Origin of the sequence: Kushneria konosiri, assembly GCF_002155145.1 — a bacterium.
Lineage (GTDB): Bacteria > Pseudomonadota > Gammaproteobacteria > Pseudomonadales > Halomonadaceae > Kushneria > Kushneria konosiri.
The window spans coordinates 961,999-977,843 of the sequence record NZ_CP021323.1 but is presented as its reverse complement, the minus strand read 5'-3'; the positions used below and the strand labels follow the sequence as shown (position 1 = coordinate 977,843).

The following is a 15,845-nucleotide window of genomic DNA, read 5'->3' as shown; positions in this document are numbered from 1 at the left end:
TCAGGCGGCCGTGGGTTTGGCGGTGCGGATATCGGCCATGCGGTGATCATTCAGCGGATAGACGAACATCAGGGCCGCCACGCCCAGGGCGCCCGCCGCTGGAAGCACGCTCATCATGGATTTGATCAGCACCAGTACGGTCTCGCTCTGCTCGGTATTGGGGATGTAGCCGTAGGTGCTGAACAGCACGCCGGTCAAAAGGCCGCCGATACTCATGCCGAATTTCTGGCTGAAGGTGACGGCGCTGGTGGTGGTGCCGGTCGCGCGTCGGCCACTTTTGTATTCCACGTAGTCGGCGATATCGCCCACCATGGCCCACATGGTCGGAGCGATGATGCCGTTGATGAACTTGGCGGCCATGAAGGCGGCAAAGTAGAACGCCGGGCCATGGTCGGCGGCGACAAAAAAACTCGCCAGAGCAACGCCGTAGGCCAGATTGGCGCCGATCATCACGCGGCGCTTACAAAAGCGGCGCATCACCAGCTGGTTGAAGATCACGCCCGCTACCATGCTGGCGTAGCCCGTGGCCAGAAACAGCGAGACGGAAGACGCCTCACCTAGGTAATACTTGAAAAAGTAGATGGCGGCCGAGTCCGGCATCAGCATGAGGGTGAAAATCAGGATGCTGGTGGCAAACATGATCCAGAACGGCCGGGCGCGGGCAATGTGGCCAAAGCTCTTGAGTGGATGACTGGCGCTGTCGCCTTCCACATAGCGCTCGCGCACGCCCTTGAAGGTCAGCAGGAACACAACAAAGGTGATGGCGCCGTAAAGGGCATAGGTCAGGGCAAAGCCGCGCTGCTCGTCACCGTCGCCCAGCAGCCCCACCAGTGGCAGCGTGCCGTAGCTGATCAGCACGAAGGCGATATAGGAAAGCAGCATGCGGTAGTTGGTCAGCTGACGACGCTCGTCGTTATCGGTCGTCATCGATACCGGCAGCGCCGAATAGGGAATATTGACCAGCGTATAAAGTCCCATCAGGGCGATGTAGGTCACAAAGGCGTAAATGATGCGACCACTTTCGCTCAGTGCCGGTGTGGTAAAGGTCAGGGCCAGCATGGCGCCGAGCGGCAGCGAGAAAAAAAGCAGGTAGGGGCGCAGCCGGCCAAAGCGGGTATGGGTACGATCGGCCATCAGGCCTACCGCCGGGTCCGTCACGGCGTCCCACAGTCGGGTAACGAGAAACAGCGTCCCGACCAGCGCCGGACTGATGCCAAAGACGTCGGTGTAGAAGTACATCAGATACAGCGACAGCGAGGCCCATGTGAAGGCGCTGGCAAAATCACCCAGCCCGTAGCTCAGCTTCTCCTGCACGTTCAGCATTGAGACATCCTTGTCGTCGATGGGCGTCCATGAAACCGGTTTCATGGTGACGTCTCAATGATCATTGCACCATGCGACCTTGGCAGGGAATGCCTCAGGATCGTCAACGGAAAGGGCAGCGCGGGTATGGCAGCAGGGCGCTTGCCGTGACGCGTGGCATCTGGTCAAGTAGCCGAATCATCCAGAGGACAACATTATGCCGACCATTCGCGAGGTTGCCGCTTCTGCCGGTGTGTCTCCTGCCACGGTCTCCCGCGTCATGAAGGGCGAGGTGCCGGTCAATGCCGAGACCCGTGCCCGTGTCGAAGCCGCCATCGAGGCGATGGGGTATGCCCCCAATGCCTTTGCACGCTCGCTGGCGTCCAATCGGCTGGGCGGAGTGGGGCTTGTCATCTCGCATCTGGCCGGCCCCTTCATGGGACGGGTCATGATGACGCTGGAGGCGACGCTGCGCCGTGCCAATGTCTCTCTGCTGGTCGCCAGCGGCGGGGGGGAGGTTGAACGCGAGCGCGACGCCGTCGATTTCCTGCGCGGACGGCGTTGTGACGGGCTGATCGTGCATGCCAATGCGCTGTCCGATGCGGCACTGGCAACGCTTGCCACGACAACGCCGCTGGTGGTGTTCAATCGTCGGGTGCTGGAAATCGAGGCGCACTGCATCGATCTGGACAACGAGTACGGAGGCTATCTGGCCACGCGGCACCTGGTCGATCAGGGGCATCGACACATCGCCTGTCTGACCGGACCCTTGCACCAGCAGGACGCCGCGGGACGACTGGCGGGTTATCGACGAGCCCTGAGTGAGCAGGGCATCGCGATCGATGAGCAGGCCCTGATCGAGGGCGATTTCACCGAACGCAGCGGGGAGAAGGGCATGATCGATCTACTGACCCGGGAAGTGCCCGTGACCGCCGTAGTGGCCGGCAACGACGACATGGCACTGGGGGCCATGTCAGTGCTGCGGGCACAGGGCTATTCGGTTCCCCGCGACATGTCGCTGGTGGGTTATGACAATGAAGCCTGCGCCCGACATGTCGTGCCAGGCCTTACGACCATCCACGCGCCGCTCGAGGAGATGGCACAGGAGGCCGCCGAGCGGCTGATCAGACTGGTGGCGGGCGCCTCGCTGCCGCCCTCGACGCCTTTCACACCGACGCTGATCGAGCGCGGCACGGTCGGGCCGGTGAGGGATCGATCACTTCTTCGATGAAGGCAGCGGGGCATCATCATCGAGGACAGCCTCATGAGGCGCTTTTCTGGGCCGCTTGACATTGATGATGGCGATCCCTCCCACCACCAGGGCGCCCCCGATCAGCTTGCTGACCGCCAGGCTCTCACCCAGCATCAGGATGCCCAGCAGAACCACCACCAGCGGAGTGAGAAGCGACAACGGGATGAGACGTGACACCGAGTGTCGCCGCAGCAGGGTGTTCCAAAGGCCGTAGGCGAGAATCGAGGACATCACGGCGCTGTAGACCACCGCGCCCCAGCCCCGCCAGCCCGCCTCGGTCATCGCCATCCACTGATGCTGTTCAAACAGCAGCGAGCCCATGCCGACCAGCGGGATGGCAAACATCGACAGCCAGCCGGCCATGGTCAGCGGCTCAATCTCCGGGCCGGTCTTGACCAGCAGATTGGTAATCGCCCAGCCCAGCGCACTCAACAGCAGAAGTGTCAGCGCCAGCGGGCCGGGCAGGGTGGGGCCGCCGGCCAGCACCACCACACCTGAAAAGGAGACCAGCATGCCGATGACCGGCTTCAGCCGCAGACGCTCCTTCAAAAAGATGGCGGCCAGAATGGTCGCAAAGGGTGTGCCCAGCTGGACCAGCAGTGCCCCGGTACCGGCTTCGGCGTAATTGAGCCCGATGAACAAAAAACCGAAATGCATCAGGCCGAAGCTGGCGGCGAGCTTGAGCACCAGCGGCAGCTGCACGCGCGTGATGCGGGTAAAGGGTACGATCAGCACTGCCACCAGGGCAAAACGCAGGGTGGTCATCAAAAGCGGCGGCATCTCACCAAGGCCGAGCTTGATCATGATGTTGTTGAACGCCCAGATCAAAATGACGGCCAGCACCAGATAGAAATCGCGAAGCGGCACGCAGGCTCCTGTCAATGTCGGGCAAGGACGAGCGCCAGGGCGTATCAATGCCCGAACGACGCTCGCCGGTCAGTGGTCTCTCAACCTTCAAGTGGTTCTGACAGTCTAACAACGAATGATCATGAGGGGCGGCAATCCCTGATCCGTGTGCCGAATATCAAGGGCGTGGCTCAGCCCCTGATTGCGCCTCGAATGGGGACAGGCGATATTGAGGCTTTTGCTACCGGACAGGTGCAGGACTTGCCATGATTCTTTCCCGGCCCTCATCAGAACGCGATCACGCCGCGCCCGCCTGTCATCTCTGTGGCCGACGCCCGCCAGAGGTCGAGCTGACCCCTCAGCGCGCCGTTCGATCGGCACTGCACGCCGAGATCGAGGCATTGGCTCCCGGCTGGCAGCCCGGCTGTTATATCTGCCATGCGGATCTGGCCCGGGTCCGGCGTCATCATCTGCGCGCCTGGCTGCATCGCCACCACGGGGATAAACCGCTGGATCAGGCGCTCGTAGCCGCCATCGAGCGCGACGAGCCCGTATCGCGTCCACCGGAAGAGGTCATGCCCGAGCGTGCCGGATTCGGGGATCGCGCGGCGGATCGGCTGGCGAGTCTCGGCGGCAGCTGGGGGTTCATTCTGAGCTTTTCGGTGCTTCTGATCGGCTGGATGGCGTTCAACACGATCGGTCTGCTGGCGCGCCCCTTTGATCCCTATCCCTTCATCCTACTCAATCTGGTGCTCTCATCGCTGGCGGCCCTGCAGGCGCCGGTCATCATGATGAGCCAGCGCCGTCAGGAGGAGAAGGATCGGGCTCGAGCAGAGAGTGACTACCGCATCAATCTGATGGCCGAGCTGGAAATTCGCCAGCTCCACGACAAGCTGGACCACGCATTGATCCAGCTGGCCGAGGCCCGTGAGCATCAGCAGGGAAGGTCTGGACAGGGCGGTGAATCAAAAGGCGTGGACGCCGCGGAAGGGTGCGATAAGCTGGGCCGATCAAACATCGAATAATGCCAGGAGAGTATCGGGATGCGTCAGTGGCAGGTATGGGCAGGTGCCGTATTGATGATGGGGCTGGCCGGTTGTGAAAGCGTGCAGCGCATGGCGCAGAACATTCCAGGCGCCGAGCATATTCCGGGGCTTTCAAGCCAGGGGCCGGTCGAGGCGACCGTGCCCAGGCAGGTGCCCTTCCCGGCGGAGACCTATGCGGCCCTTCCCAAAACCGGTACGGCGACCATCAAGGGCCGACTGGCCTACAAGCTGACGTCAGGACAGACCGTTTACGGCAATCGGGAGAAGGTCTCGATTGCGCCGGCTACCGAGTACTCTGCCGAAGCTGCCGACCGGGCGCTGGCGGGTCAGCGCGTCGAGCCGGCCGACCCGCGCGCGCAGGCCTATACCCATGTGACCACCACCGATGCCAACGGCTATTTTACGGCGACCGGCATTCCGGCCGGGACCTTCTATGTGGCCGGCACCGTGGCGCTGCCGGGCGGTCAGGGCCGCAGCCCATTCATTCTCAAACAGGTGCGGGTGAAAAACGGCGGCTCGGTCAGGGTGGATCTGAGCCGCTAGGCCCTTTCCAACCTACATGAAAAAACCGGCGCCCTGAGGCGCCGGTTTTTATAGGGCCTGTCATTGCTGACAGTCATGCATTAACGCATCAGCTCTTTTTGGAGAGCGTGGCGAGTGCATCATTGAGGATCCTGCTCGGACGCATGGCCTGACCGGCCAGCTCGATATCCGGGTGGTAATACCCCTTGATGTCGACGGGCGTGCCCTGTACGCCGTTGAGCTCTTCAACGATGGCCTGCTCGTTGTTCTTGAGCGTCTCATAAAGCTCGCCGAAGAGCTTCTGGAGTTCGGCGTCGTCGCTTTGCTCGGCCAGTGCCTGGGCCCAGTAGAGCGCCAGATAGAAGTGGCTGCCGCGGTTGTCCAGCTCGCCGGTCTTGCGCTTGGGCGACTTGTCGCTGTCCAGGAACTCGCCGTTGGCGCGGTCCAGTGCGTTGGCCAGCACAATGGCGCGCTGGTTATCAAAGGTCTTGCCCAGGTGCTCGAGTGACGCGGCCAGTGCCAGGAACTCACCCAGCGAATCCCAGCGCAGGTGGTTTTCTTCCACCAGCTGCTGCACGTGCTTGGGTGCAGAGCCGCCGGCGCCGGTCTCGAACAGGCCACCGCCGTTCATCAGCGGAACAATCGAGAGCATCTTGGCACTGGTGCCCAGCTCCATGATCGGGAACAGGTCGGTGAGGTAGTCGCGCAGTACGTTACCGGTGACCGAGATGGTGTCCTCACCGCGGCGCGTACGCTCAAGCGTGAAGGCCATCGCCTCGACCGGCGCCATGATCTGAATATTCAGACCGCTGGTGTCGTGATCCTTCAGGTACTGCTCGACCTTTTTGATCATCTGCGCGTCGTGGGCGCGCTCGGCATCCAGCCAGAAAATGGCCGGGGTCTGGCTGTCGCGGGCACGCGTGACGGCGAGCTTCACCCAGTCCTGAATCGGGGCGTCCTTGGTCTGGCACATGCGCCAGATGTCTTCGCGCTCGACCGAGTGTTCAAACAATACGTTGCCTGACTCATCGGTGACGCGCACGGTGCCGTCGGCCGGAATCTGGAAGGTCTTGTCGTGCGAGCCGTACTCTTCGGCCTTCTGCGCCATCAGGCCGACGTTGGGCACGCTGCCCATGGTGGTTGGATCGAAGGCGCCGTGTTTCTGGCAGTCCTCGATGGTGGCCTGATAGATGCCGGCGTAGCAGCGATCCGGGATGACGGCCTTGGCATCATGGCGATCGTCATCGGCGCCCCACATCTTGCCGGAGTCACGAATCATCGCCGGCATGGAGGCATCAATGATGACATCAGACGGGACATGCAGGTTGGTGATGCCCTTGCTGGAATCGACCATCGCCAGTGACGGACGCGCCTTGTAGAGCGCCTCGATGTCGGCCTTGATGGCGTCCTGCTGATCAGACGGCAGCGAAGACAGCGCCGAGTAGAGATCACCCACGCCGCTGTTGGGGCTGAAGCCGGCGTTCTTGAGGGCCTCGCCGTGCTTTTCCAGCACGTCGCGATAGAACTCGTCGACCACGATGCCGAACATGATCGGGTCGGAGACCTTCATCATGGTGGCCTTCAGGTGCAGCGAGAACAGTACGCCCTGGCGCTTGGCATCCTCGATCTGCTCGCGAACAAAGGCGCGCAGACCGCGGGCGCTCATGCTGGCGCCATCGACGACTTCACCTTCGGTGACGGCGACCTTGTCCTTGAGTACCGTGGTGGTGCCATCGTTCTGGACCAGCTCGATCTTCAGGTTGCCGGCGCGGTCGATCACGGCGGATTTTTCACTGCCGTAGAAGTCGCCTTCGCTCATGTGCGCCACGTGGGACTTCGAGTCCTTCGACCACTCGCCCATGCGGTGCGGATACTTTTTGGCGTAATTCTTGACCGACTTCGGCGCGCGGCGGTCGGAGTTGCCCTCGCGCAGCACCGGGTTGACGGCACTGCCCTTGACGCGGTCAAAGCGGGCGCGGATGTCCTTTTCCTCATCGCTTGACGGCGACTCGGGATAGTCGGGGATGGCGTAGCCCTGGGCCTGCAGTTCCTTGACCGCGGCCTTGAGCTGGGGCACCGAGGCGCTGATGTTGGGCAGCTTGATGATGTTGGCTTCCGGCGTCTTGGCCAGATCGCCAAGCTCGGCCAGATGGTCACCCATCTTCTGGTCGTCTTTCAGGTAGTCCGGGAACTGCGACAGGATGCGGCCGGCCAGCGAGATATCGCGGGTTTCGACGATGATGCCGGCCGAGTCGGTAAAGGCATCGATAATGGGGAGCAGCGAATGGGTGGCCAGCGCAGGTGCTTCATCGGTGAGGGTGTAGATGATTTTCGGCGTATTGGACATCCTGATGTAAACCTCTCTTGTCACTGCGATTGCATGATGTACATGACGGTTGCATGAAGCTTTGGCGGTACACAGTGGTCGTGCAAGGGCAGTCTGTCGTCTGTCTTTACACCCACTCGCCCGACGAATAAGTCTTGCCTGCGAAGCGTCCGGACTCCATGCGCAGATGGCGGATAAGCACACATGGGCCAGCGATTCGGTCATGGCGAGTATAACAGCGCACTCTGCCGGGTGCATGAGCTCGCCATGCATCAGCGCTCTTCCAGCGCCTCTTGTGCGGCTCAGTTGAGCAGTCCCCGGCGACGCCGGTGGGCGCCTGGCCTGCTCCCTGTGAAAGGCGCGGCGGTCAGGCTGACCAATTATCGTCTGAAGAATGCGGCCGTGCTCATTGCCTGCTGTGCCAGACTGTCGGCTCGGGGACTGCCGACATTTCAATCAGGCCGCGGGCAGCCACTTCACGATCGGGAAACGAGGCATCATGGCAGGGTACTGGCACCAAAAGAGGCAGCGTCTCGGTGACCGACTGGTCGAACTGATGGATCATCGGCGCGCGGTCTGGCTCTTGTTCGTGGCGTCGATACTGGAAACCCTGATCGTCCCCGTTCCCATCGAGACGATTCTGATTCCCTGGATGGTGCTGCGCCCACAAAAGCGCTGGTGGCTGGCCACGGTGGCGCTGGCAGGCAATCTGCTGGCGGCCGCGATCGGCTACGGGCTCGGCATCTGGGCGATGGGTCATTTCGGTGATCAACTGATCGCCCTGTTCGGCGGGCAGCAGGCATTCAGCGCGTTTGATCAGCGCTTCAGAGACAATGGTTTTCTGGCCGTGCTGTCGATCGGTGTGATCCCCATTCCGTTTCAGATTGCCATGCTGGTGGCCGGCAGCACCGGCTACTCCTTCATGTTGTTCATGCTTGCTGCGATGCTGGCCCGCGGTGCGCGCTATTTCGGTCTGGCGCTTTTGGTGCACTTTTTCGGTGACAAGGCACTCAAGCTCTGGAAGCGCCACGAGCGGACCATGATGGTGCTGCTGATCGTCGCCGTAGCGGGTTATCTGATCTACAAGGGGATGGGTCTATGGAGCGGTGGCGGCTCGGTGTGAGCCGCCACGGTAGGAAGGGTGCGCTACCAGTCCATGTTCCAGCCCAGCGAGAAGGTGCGGCCGCGGCCCTGAAACTCGTAAAGCTCCTCGGGGCCATAGGTCGGTGAATAGAAGATCGCTGCGCGCTGCCCCCAGACGGTGGCGTAACGCTTGTCCAGCAGGTTATCGATACCGGCCGTGAAGGTGCCGTAACCGTCGGTACGCTGTCGGGCCATCAGATCAAACGTCGTGAAGCCGTCGATGTCGTTATCGCTTGAGGCGCCAAGCTCTGAGGCATCGTCGGACAGGTCAAAGGCGTGATTGCCCTGCAGGCGCACGGAGCGGTCGCTGTCGGCCCACTCGACAAAGGCGGTGGCGCTTGACAGCGAGGCGTAGCGCGCATCGCGCCTGTGCCAGTCGCCGTCCTCGCCGAGCTGTTCGGATCGGGTCAGGTGCGCCGTGCCTCCCAGCTCCCAGTGATCGCCCAGAAAACGGGAAGTCGCCGCCTCGATGCCGTAGTCGCGGCGTTTTTCATCGATGATGCTGGTGCCCAGCTGGCGGTCATTTTCCAGCGCCCGATCCGACCAGGCGTAATACAGCGCGACCTGGGAGTTCCAGTGTCGACTGCGATAGCCCCAGCCCAGCTCGACCTGATCGGTCTGGATGCCTTCAACGGCGTTGTCCCCGATATCAAACTGCGCGTTGTTATACACCGCGCCCACGTTGGGCAGCTCGAAGCCCTGGCTGTAGCTCGACCAGAACCGGTGACCGCTGTCGTACTCCTGCACCACGCCCAGGTTATAGAGCGTATTGCTGTAGCTGTTGCGCCCGCCCGAGTTGCCACCGGGGGTACCATTGTCGAAGGCATCGACCTCCACGTCGGCATGCTCCTGACGCACGCCCCCCTGGACCTTGAGATGTTCGGTGGCCTGCCACTCCAGCTGGGCGTAGCCGGCCAGGCCATCGATCGAATAGCCGGGGTAGCGCGGTCCGGTCCGGTCGGTGGCCAGTCTCAGACCTCCGGTGGCATCGGAGACATCGCGATCAAAGAAGGCCTGATCGGAATTGAAGCGCTCGTGGTAGTAATCCACCCCATAGGTCAGATCGAGATCATCGCGCAGCGCCGCCACAAACAGGGCCTTGGCGCCGCCCAGGTCGGTACGCTGCTCGGAGGCACGAAACTCGATGGCTGTACGATCGTCCACGTAATAGGGAAAGGGCGAGAAGCTGCTGTCTTCTTCGCGGTAATAGGCCTGAAAATAGAAATCCTGTCCAAGCAGATCGGCGTGATGATAGTTGGCGTTGTAGAGCTTTCGCTGCGTGCGCGGGTCGCGGTCCGACTCGTAGTTGCCGCGGAGATCGGCATTGTCCAGGCTGCCTGCGGCAAGCTCGGGAAAGCGCACGCCGCGATCGCCTTCAAACCCCGAGTCGTAGTGCTGGGCCAGCAGTGACAGGCTCTGATCCTCGGTCAGGTCGATATCCACCCTGCCCATGATATCGACCGCGCGGTTGTCCTGTAGATCGGTCTGGGCCAGATCCGGGAAGATCTCCTGGTTGTCACCGTCATAAAAGCGCCCGTTCTCCTCATAGGCCACGCTCAGCCGACCGCGCACGCGCTCGCTGCCGCCCGAGACCGACTGCGCCATGCGGCGATCAAGGTCGCGATGGTTATCAAATCCGGAAGTGACGCCCACCTGCGTTTCAAAATGCGGCCCGCCCGCCTCGGGCGTTTTGGTGACGATGTTGATGGTGCCGCCGGTGGCATTGCCGCCGTAAAGGCTGTTGGCCCCCGAGAGCACCTCGATGCGCTCGACATTGAACGGGTCGATCGAATCGAACTGGCGCGACAGCCCTCGCGAACTGGTCATCGAAACACCGTCGATCAGGATCTGAGGGCTGCGCCCGCGCAGGTTCTGGCCGTATTCGGTGCGCCCTTCAGGAGCGAAATCGAGCCCCGGCACCAGCTTGCCCAGCATCGTCTTGAGATCCTCACCGGCCTGAGCCCGACTTTTGATCTGCTCTTGATCCACGAGCCAGACGGCGCCCGGGATCTGGTCGGGAGACGCCGGGGTGCGTGAGCCTACCACCACCATGGTCTCCGAGGCCGGCGACTGCGACGTTGACGCAACGCTGGTCGTGGTGGTTGTCGTGGCGGAGAATGAAGATGCCTCGGCGGCAGCAGTTGACGGCGTCAGCAGCAGGCCGGCCGATATCGCCATGGCCAGCGGCGTGATGACATATCCCTGGTAAGACATGAAGGTTCCCGGGTCTGGTTGTTATCAGATATATTTGAGAATATTTCTTATTCGTGAAGGAATGTTATCTGTCGTCATCAGGGCCGACAACCCGACGGGGGACGGTGATGAAGTGGCCTTCAGTTTGAACCTGGTCTGTTCGCTGTTTCTGACGCTCAAGAGGTGTCACCACGCAAAAAAGCCACCCCGAAGGATGGCTTTTGATGATCGTGCGCCGGGCAAACCGCCCGGGCGATAGAGCGATCAGCTGATATCGCTCTGATCCAGCACGATCAGACGGTTGGGCAGCTCATCGCGCTCGTGGGTGGCAGGCACATGCGTCTTCAAAAGGCTTCCACAGGCTTCGACGCAGTCGATAAACCCCTTTTGCGTATGGCCTGCGCGCACCTTTTGGGTGAAGTCCGCCACGATCTCGGCCCACACGGCGTTATCCAGCCGGCAAGAGATGCCGTGATCGACCAGAATTTCGACATAGCGCTCGGCTTCCGAGACGAAGATCAGCACGCCGGTGCCGGCTTCGGTGCGGTGCAGGTTCTGCTCGAGAAACTGACGCCGGGCAAGATTGGCCGCGCGCCAGAACCGCACATGTCGAGGAATCAGGTGCGTGATGATGCCGGGCAGACGAAATACGATCGCCAGCACCGCGAACAGGGCCCACTGCACCAGCAGTACGATCCAGGGGCCGGTCCAGAACACATCGAGCCCGAACCAGCCGGCCAGCAGGGCCAGTGCCCCGGGCACGATCAGGGCCACAAGCCCTGCCCACAGCAGTGGAATGTAGGCGTAGTCGTCCGCCCGGGGCGCCAGAACCGTGACGATCTCGGCATCGGTGTCGCGCTCGACGCGGGCAATGGCCTCGCCGACCTCGCGCTGCTCGCTCTCTTTAAGTAGTGACATACCGCGTTATCCTTGTGTGAGCGCGACCGTTACCAGCCGCCGGACGCGCCGCCGCCGCCGAAGCCGCCGCCACCGCCGCTGAAACCACCGCCGCCGCCGAGACCGCCACCCGAACGGCCGCCGCCGCCAAGCGCCCCGCCCAGCAGCATGCCACCGAGCAGTCCACCTCGTCCGCCACGACCGCCACCACCTCGAACGATCATCAGCACGATGAACATCAAAATCGTCAGCCAGATACCGGCACCGCCGAGATGGCTGGACTCGCCCTCACTGCGCTGTTGCGTCTGTGCCAGTGGATCGCCGCCGAGCACCTGGATCATGGCCTGGCTGCCTTCGACAATGCCGTGGGCATAATCGCCGTTGCGAAAGGCTGGCGTAATGATTTGATTGATGATGGCGGAAGATTGCGCATCGGTCAGACGCCCTTCAAGGCCGTAACCGACCTCGATGCGCACCTTGCGCTCCTCAACGGCCACGATCAAAAGGGCGCCGTTGTCCTTGTCCTTCTGACCAATCCCCCAGGCGCGGCCGAGCTGATAGCCGTAGCGCTCGATGGTCTCCCCGCCCAGATCGGGCAGGGTGACCACCACCAGCTGTTCGCCAGTGGCCTTTTCATGGGCTGCCAGCATCCCGGAAAGCTGCGTGGTCGTCGATGGATCAAGCAGCTGTGCATTGTCCACCACGCGCCCGGTCAGTTCGGGAAAGTCGGGGGCGGCCTGAGCCGCTGCCGTACACAGCAGCAGCAAAAGGCCGACGGCCAGCGAGCGTGTCAGTTGTCTCACGTCATCACCTGCGGCATCAGAATGTCACCTGGGGGGCCTGGTCTGCGTTTTCGGCAGTGGCTTCGAAGTTGTCGCGAATCGGCAGGTCGCTGTACATCAGCTTGTGCCAGATGCTGCCCGGGAAGGTGCGAATCTCGGTGTTGTAGGCCTCGACCGCCTGAATGAAGTCGCGTCGTGCCACCGCAATCCGATTTTCCGTGCCCTCGAGCTGGGACTGCAGCGCCAAAAAGTTCTGATTCGACTTGAGCTCCGGGTAGCGCTCCGAGACCGCCATCAGGCGACTCAGCGCACCGCTGAGCTGGCGCTGGGCCTGCTGGAACTGCTGAAGCTGCTCGGGATTGTTGAGCGTATCGGCATCCACCTGAATCGAGGTCGCCTTTGAGCGTGCCTCGATGACCGCCGTCAGGGTTTCCTGCTCCTGGTTGGCATAGCCCTTTACCGTCTCGACCAGGTTGGGGACCAGGTCGGCGCGTCGCTGATACTGGTTTTCGACCTGTGACCAGGCGGATTTGACCTTCTCATCCAGGGTCGGAATCTTGTTGATACCGCAGCCGGAGAGCGCCAGGCACAAAAGCAGCAGCGCCAGACACTGCCAGTGAAGGGCGCGCAGGCCGCCGGGAGCGGGAGAAAAACGGTGGTCAGACATGGACATGAGTCGGGATCTCTAACGAATGGAATTGAGATTTCAATTCATAAGGTATCACCGTCATGGCTTGGCGGTAATGTCAGCCTGGATGTCGCCACGCCAATCGTCGTCAGCCGTCTTGTCACATGACCAAAGCAGCAGCCATAAAAGCGGGTGCGCCCACTATGCTTGGATCTGGCATCACGCCTCGGAGAACAGCGTCATGAAGACATTGAAAATCGTGGTTTGTGGACTGAGCCTGGCCCTGGTGCCCGTGCTGGCGTTGGCCACGTCTCCGCCGTCGGAAGAGGACGGATCATCGACCCAGTCATCCCCATCCGTGTCGTCTGTGCAGAATACTGATGAGCTCTCCCGCCCGGGCGGCGCCAGCGGCATGGAGGATCAAAGCGGCAGCATGCAGCGTGAGCGCCAGCAACAGCTCAAGGATTCCCATGAATCCTCCAGCGCCATGGAGCGCCAGCACCAAAAGCAGGGTGTCGGCAGCATGAACGACGACAACACCACCAAAACGCCGCAGGGGAGCGCCGAGATTCCCGATGAGCGCACTCAGGATGACACCGCTCCATCATCACCCTGAGCCGGGTCGAGACATCTGCCTCATGATGAGGCAGACATGTGGGTAGAGGCGGTCACGTGGGGGCGACGGTTCAGCCCCATCACGGCCACTGCCATCACGCCCACGGGCACCAGCAGCCAGAGGTTGAGCGCCTGCCAGCCCAGCCATGCATTGAGCGGCCCTGCCGCCAGTGCCGAGAGGGTTACGAGGCTGAACACCACACAGTCGTTCAGCGCCTGTACCCGAGGGGCCTCATCTGGCGTATGGGCACTGGCAAGCCAGGCGCTGGCGGGAATGAAGGTGAAGTTCCAGCCCAGCCCCAGCAGCAAAAGCCCCACCCCGAAAGCGGACAGGGCCGGGGCCAGCAGGGCACAAAGCGCGCTCAGCCCCAGCAGCAGTGCTCCGGCGACGATCATGCGGACGTGACCAAATCGTCGGATCAGATGGCCGGTGACAAAGGAGGGCGCAAACATGGCCAGTACGTGCGCACTGATCACATGCCCCGTGGCCTCAAAGCCGTGACCGTGCTGAGCCATGGCCAGTGGGGTGGCGGTCATGGCCAGATTCATGACCACATAGCCCAGCGCCGCAGCCATGATCGCGGCCGCCAGCCGTGGGCGGCGCAGCAGCGCGATCCGTGAGATCGACGTGCCCTGGCGGCCGCGGGGCACCGGGTCGGTCAGGTTCAGGCTGGCGACAATCACCAGCGCGACAAGATACAGCCCGGCAAGCCCAGCCAGCGTGCCTAAAAAGGGTACGGAAAACAGATGGCGTGAAACGCTGGCCAGCCAGGGGCCAAACAGTGCCGCCAGCACGCCACCGGCCATCACCATCGAAAGCGCCCGATCGCGCTGGGCGGGCGCGGCATCGACCGCGGCAAAGCGATAGAGCATGCCGGCCCCGATGCTGGCCCCGATCCCGAAAGCGCCGAGGTTAAAGCCGACGAAGCTTTCCCCGGCCAGCGACAGCGTCGCCAGAGCAATGCCGGAAAGCCCGGTCAGATTGGCCATGATAAAGGTACGCCGCCGCCCGAAGCGCTCGGTCAGCCAGCCGGCCGGCAGGGTGGCACAGGTCGTGCCCAGCATCTGCGCGGCCACCGGCAGGGTAATGAGCGCGGCTGACGGCGATAGATGCGCGCCGATCAGCGGGTTGATGGTGATCAGCATGATATTGCCGCTGACCAGCAATGCCTGACACAGCGCCAGCCACCAGACCGTGGCCGGCAGCGATGTTGATGGAAGTCTTTGATTCATGACAGGGCTCCCGAGCCGAAACGGGCTCGATACAGGGAAGGTGGCAGTCCGAAATGGCGCTGAAACAGACGGCGCAGCTGCTCACCGCCGCCGAGGCGACAGTGCTCGGCGATCAGAGCCGGTGAGGTATCACTTTCCAGCAGCAGGCGTCTGGCGGCTTCCAGTCGCAGGCGCGTCAGAAAGTCGCCGGGCGTCATCGAAAGCTCCTGTCTGAAAAGGCGCGTTAGATGGCGCGGTGTTACGGCCACGGCATCAGCCATTGTCTCGATGGACCAGTCATCGAGCGGTTCGGCCGTCACGCGGTCTACCAGACGCCGCAGTCTGCCGTGACTCTTCACCTGTGCCTTTAATCCTTCACTGAACTGCGCCTGGTTGCCCGGGCGGTGCAGAAACATGACCAGTTCCCGGGCCACTTCCGCGGCGAGGGGCAGCCCCTGGTCCTGAGCCAGCAGTGAGAGCGCCAGATCAATGCCTGCGGTAATGCCGGCGCTGGTGTAGACGCCGTCGCTTTCCAGATAAAGCGCCTCCGCGTGGACCTGTACCTTCGGGAATTGATGCGCCAGCGTCCCGGCATGGCGCCAGTGCGTGGTAGCGCATCGCCCGTCGAGTACCCCGGCCCGGGCCAGCGCGAACGCACCGGTGCAGACCGACCCTACACGGGCTGTTTTTGACGCGCGCCGGGCAATGGTCTCGATGGTGGCCATTTCCAGGGCATGCACACCCGAGCCGCCCGCGACCAGCAGGGTGTCCCCCTGTGGTGTCGTGGCCAGCGCATGCGTTGCATGGAGGGTCATGCCGGAATTGGTCGTGACAGGCCCTGCCGATTCAGCCAGCAGGCGCAGCTGATAAAGCGACCGGCCGGCCAGCTGGTTGGCCGTGGCAAACACCTGCCAGGGGCCACTGGCATCCAGCAACTGGCAGTTCGGATAGATCAAGAGATCGAGGGTATGGGGCATCAGCGGCTTTCCGCAGGGAAACAGCAGAGAGTGTGCGGTCAGACGGCGATGTCGAAAACGACCTTATACCCACCGATTCGGACATTGGGAGGGGCATGACAGAA

General features: G+C 62.3%; 14 protein-coding genes. 5 read left to right on the top strand and 9 right to left on the bottom strand.

Annotated elements, in window-relative coordinates:
• Positions 1-1,368, bottom strand: coding sequence for an MFS transporter (locus B9G99_RS04625; protein WP_086620948.1), 1,368 nt, complete (start codon positions 1,366-1,368; stop codon positions 1-3).
• A 151-nt stretch (positions 1,369-1,519) separates the two neighbouring features.
• Between B9G99_RS04625 and B9G99_RS04620 the strand changes: the two genes are divergently transcribed.
• Complete coding sequence (locus B9G99_RS04620) at positions 1,520-2,533, top strand: LacI family DNA-binding transcriptional regulator (protein ID WP_086620947.1); 1,014 nt, start codon at positions 1,520-1,522, stop codon at positions 2,531-2,533.
• On the opposite strand, the gene B9G99_RS04615 is transcribed toward B9G99_RS04620, so the two are convergent.
• The gene (locus tag B9G99_RS04615; RefSeq protein ID WP_086620946.1) at positions 2,519-3,421 is read right to left on the bottom strand and encodes a DMT family transporter; all 903 of its coding nucleotides are present in this window, start codon (positions 3,419-3,421) and stop codon (positions 2,519-2,521) included. The genes B9G99_RS04620 and B9G99_RS04615 overlap by 15 nt on opposite strands.
• A 245-nt stretch (positions 3,422-3,666) precedes the next feature.
• On the opposite strand from B9G99_RS04615, the gene B9G99_RS04610 reads away from it, so the two are divergent.
• On the top strand, positions 3,667-4,425 hold the full coding sequence (locus tag B9G99_RS04610; protein ID WP_086620945.1) for a DUF1003 domain-containing protein: 759 nt from the start codon (positions 3,667-3,669) through the stop codon (positions 4,423-4,425).
• Between the two features lie 18 nt (positions 4,426-4,443).
• Positions 4,444-4,989, top strand: coding sequence for a carboxypeptidase-like regulatory domain-containing protein (locus B9G99_RS04605; protein ID WP_086620944.1), 546 nt, complete (start codon positions 4,444-4,446; stop codon positions 4,987-4,989).
• An 88-nt stretch (positions 4,990-5,077) separates the two neighbouring features.
• Here B9G99_RS04605 and B9G99_RS04600 read toward each other — a convergent pair whose 3' ends face one another.
• Entirely contained in the window at positions 5,078-7,315 is a 2,238-nt protein-coding gene (locus tag B9G99_RS04600) for an NADP-dependent isocitrate dehydrogenase (RefSeq protein WP_086620943.1), read from the bottom strand.
• 478 nt (positions 7,316-7,793) lie between these two features.
• Between B9G99_RS04600 and B9G99_RS04595 the strand changes: the two genes are divergently transcribed.
• On the top strand, positions 7,794-8,417 hold the full coding sequence (locus B9G99_RS04595) for a YqaA family protein (protein WP_086620942.1): 624 nt from the start codon (positions 7,794-7,796) through the stop codon (positions 8,415-8,417).
• Positions 8,418-8,440: 23 nt separating this feature from the next.
• On the opposite strand, the gene B9G99_RS04590 is transcribed toward B9G99_RS04595, so the two are convergent.
• The 4 genes from B9G99_RS04590 to B9G99_RS04575 all read right to left on the bottom strand — a co-directional run bounded on the left by B9G99_RS04590 (position 8,441) and on the right by B9G99_RS04575 (position 12,982).
• Positions 8,441-10,651 (bottom strand): TonB-dependent receptor, encoded by a 2,211-nt coding sequence (locus tag B9G99_RS04590; RefSeq protein ID WP_086620941.1) that lies wholly within the window; start codon positions 10,649-10,651, stop codon positions 8,441-8,443.
• Between the two features lie 243 nt (positions 10,652-10,894).
• Positions 10,895-11,548 (bottom strand): TPM domain-containing protein, encoded by a 654-nt coding sequence (locus tag B9G99_RS04585; protein WP_086620940.1) that lies wholly within the window; start codon positions 11,546-11,548, stop codon positions 10,895-10,897.
• A 29-nt stretch (positions 11,549-11,577) separates the two neighbouring features.
• Positions 11,578-12,330 (bottom strand): TPM domain-containing protein, encoded by a 753-nt coding sequence (locus tag B9G99_RS04580; protein WP_086620939.1) that lies wholly within the window; start codon positions 12,328-12,330, stop codon positions 11,578-11,580.
• Between the two features lie 16 nt (positions 12,331-12,346).
• Positions 12,347-12,982 (bottom strand): LemA family protein, encoded by a 636-nt coding sequence (locus tag B9G99_RS04575; RefSeq protein WP_227875928.1) that lies wholly within the window; start codon positions 12,980-12,982, stop codon positions 12,347-12,349.
• 196 nt (positions 12,983-13,178) lie between these two features.
• Between B9G99_RS04575 and B9G99_RS16715 the strand changes: the two genes are divergently transcribed.
• Positions 13,179-13,553 carry a hypothetical protein gene (locus B9G99_RS16715; protein WP_148663909.1) on the top strand — a complete coding sequence of 125 codons (375 nt, stop codon included), beginning with the start codon at positions 13,179-13,181 and terminating at the stop codon, positions 13,551-13,553.
• Positions 13,554-13,573: 20 nt separating this feature from the next.
• Here the strand turns inward: B9G99_RS16715 and B9G99_RS04560 are convergent, their stop codons facing one another.
• The gene (locus B9G99_RS04560) at positions 13,574-14,785 is read right to left on the bottom strand and encodes an MFS transporter (RefSeq protein WP_227875927.1); all 1,212 of its coding nucleotides are present in this window, start codon (positions 14,783-14,785) and stop codon (positions 13,574-13,576) included.
• Positions 14,782-15,741: a GlxA family transcriptional regulator gene (locus B9G99_RS04555; RefSeq protein WP_086620936.1), complete on the bottom strand. Its 960-nt coding sequence runs from the start codon at positions 15,739-15,741 to the stop codon at positions 14,782-14,784. Before B9G99_RS04555 ends, B9G99_RS04560 begins: the two co-directional genes overlap by 4 nt.
• Positions 15,742-15,845: the final 104 nt, after the last annotated feature.

Excerpts from the sequence above, each read along its gene's own strand:
- B9G99_RS04610 (WP_086620945.1), top strand. The coding sequence starts at position 3,667 with ATGATTCTTTCCCGGCCCTCATCAGAACGCGATCACGCCGCGCCCGCC.
- B9G99_RS04585 (WP_086620940.1), bottom strand. The coding sequence starts at position 11,548 with ATGTCACTACTTAAAGAGAGCGAGCAGCGCGAGGTCGGCGAGGCCATT.
- B9G99_RS04625 (WP_086620948.1), bottom strand. The coding sequence starts at position 1,368 with ATGAAACCGGTTTCATGGACGCCCATCGACGACAAGGATGTCTCAATG.
- B9G99_RS04600 (WP_086620943.1), bottom strand. The coding sequence starts at position 7,315 with ATGTCCAATACGCCGAAAATCATCTACACCCTCACCGATGAAGCACCT.
- B9G99_RS04595 (WP_086620942.1), top strand. The coding sequence starts at position 7,794 with ATGGCAGGGTACTGGCACCAAAAGAGGCAGCGTCTCGGTGACCGACTG.
- B9G99_RS04560 (WP_227875927.1), bottom strand. The coding sequence starts at position 14,785 with ATGAATCAAAGACTTCCATCAACATCGCTGCCGGCCACGGTCTGGTGG.
- B9G99_RS04605 (WP_086620944.1), top strand. The coding sequence starts at position 4,444 with ATGCGTCAGTGGCAGGTATGGGCAGGTGCCGTATTGATGATGGGGCTG.
- B9G99_RS04620 (WP_086620947.1), top strand. The coding sequence starts at position 1,520 with ATGCCGACCATTCGCGAGGTTGCCGCTTCTGCCGGTGTGTCTCCTGCC.
- B9G99_RS04590 (WP_086620941.1), bottom strand. The coding sequence starts at position 10,651 with ATGTCTTACCAGGGATATGTCATCACGCCGCTGGCCATGGCGATATCG.
- B9G99_RS16715 (WP_148663909.1), top strand. The coding sequence starts at position 13,179 with ATGAAGACATTGAAAATCGTGGTTTGTGGACTGAGCCTGGCCCTGGTG.
- B9G99_RS04555 (WP_086620936.1), bottom strand. The coding sequence starts at position 15,741 with ATGCCCCATACCCTCGATCTCTTGATCTATCCGAACTGCCAGTTGCTG.
- B9G99_RS04575 (WP_227875928.1), bottom strand. The coding sequence starts at position 12,982 with ATGTCCATGTCTGACCACCGTTTTTCTCCCGCTCCCGGCGGCCTGCGC.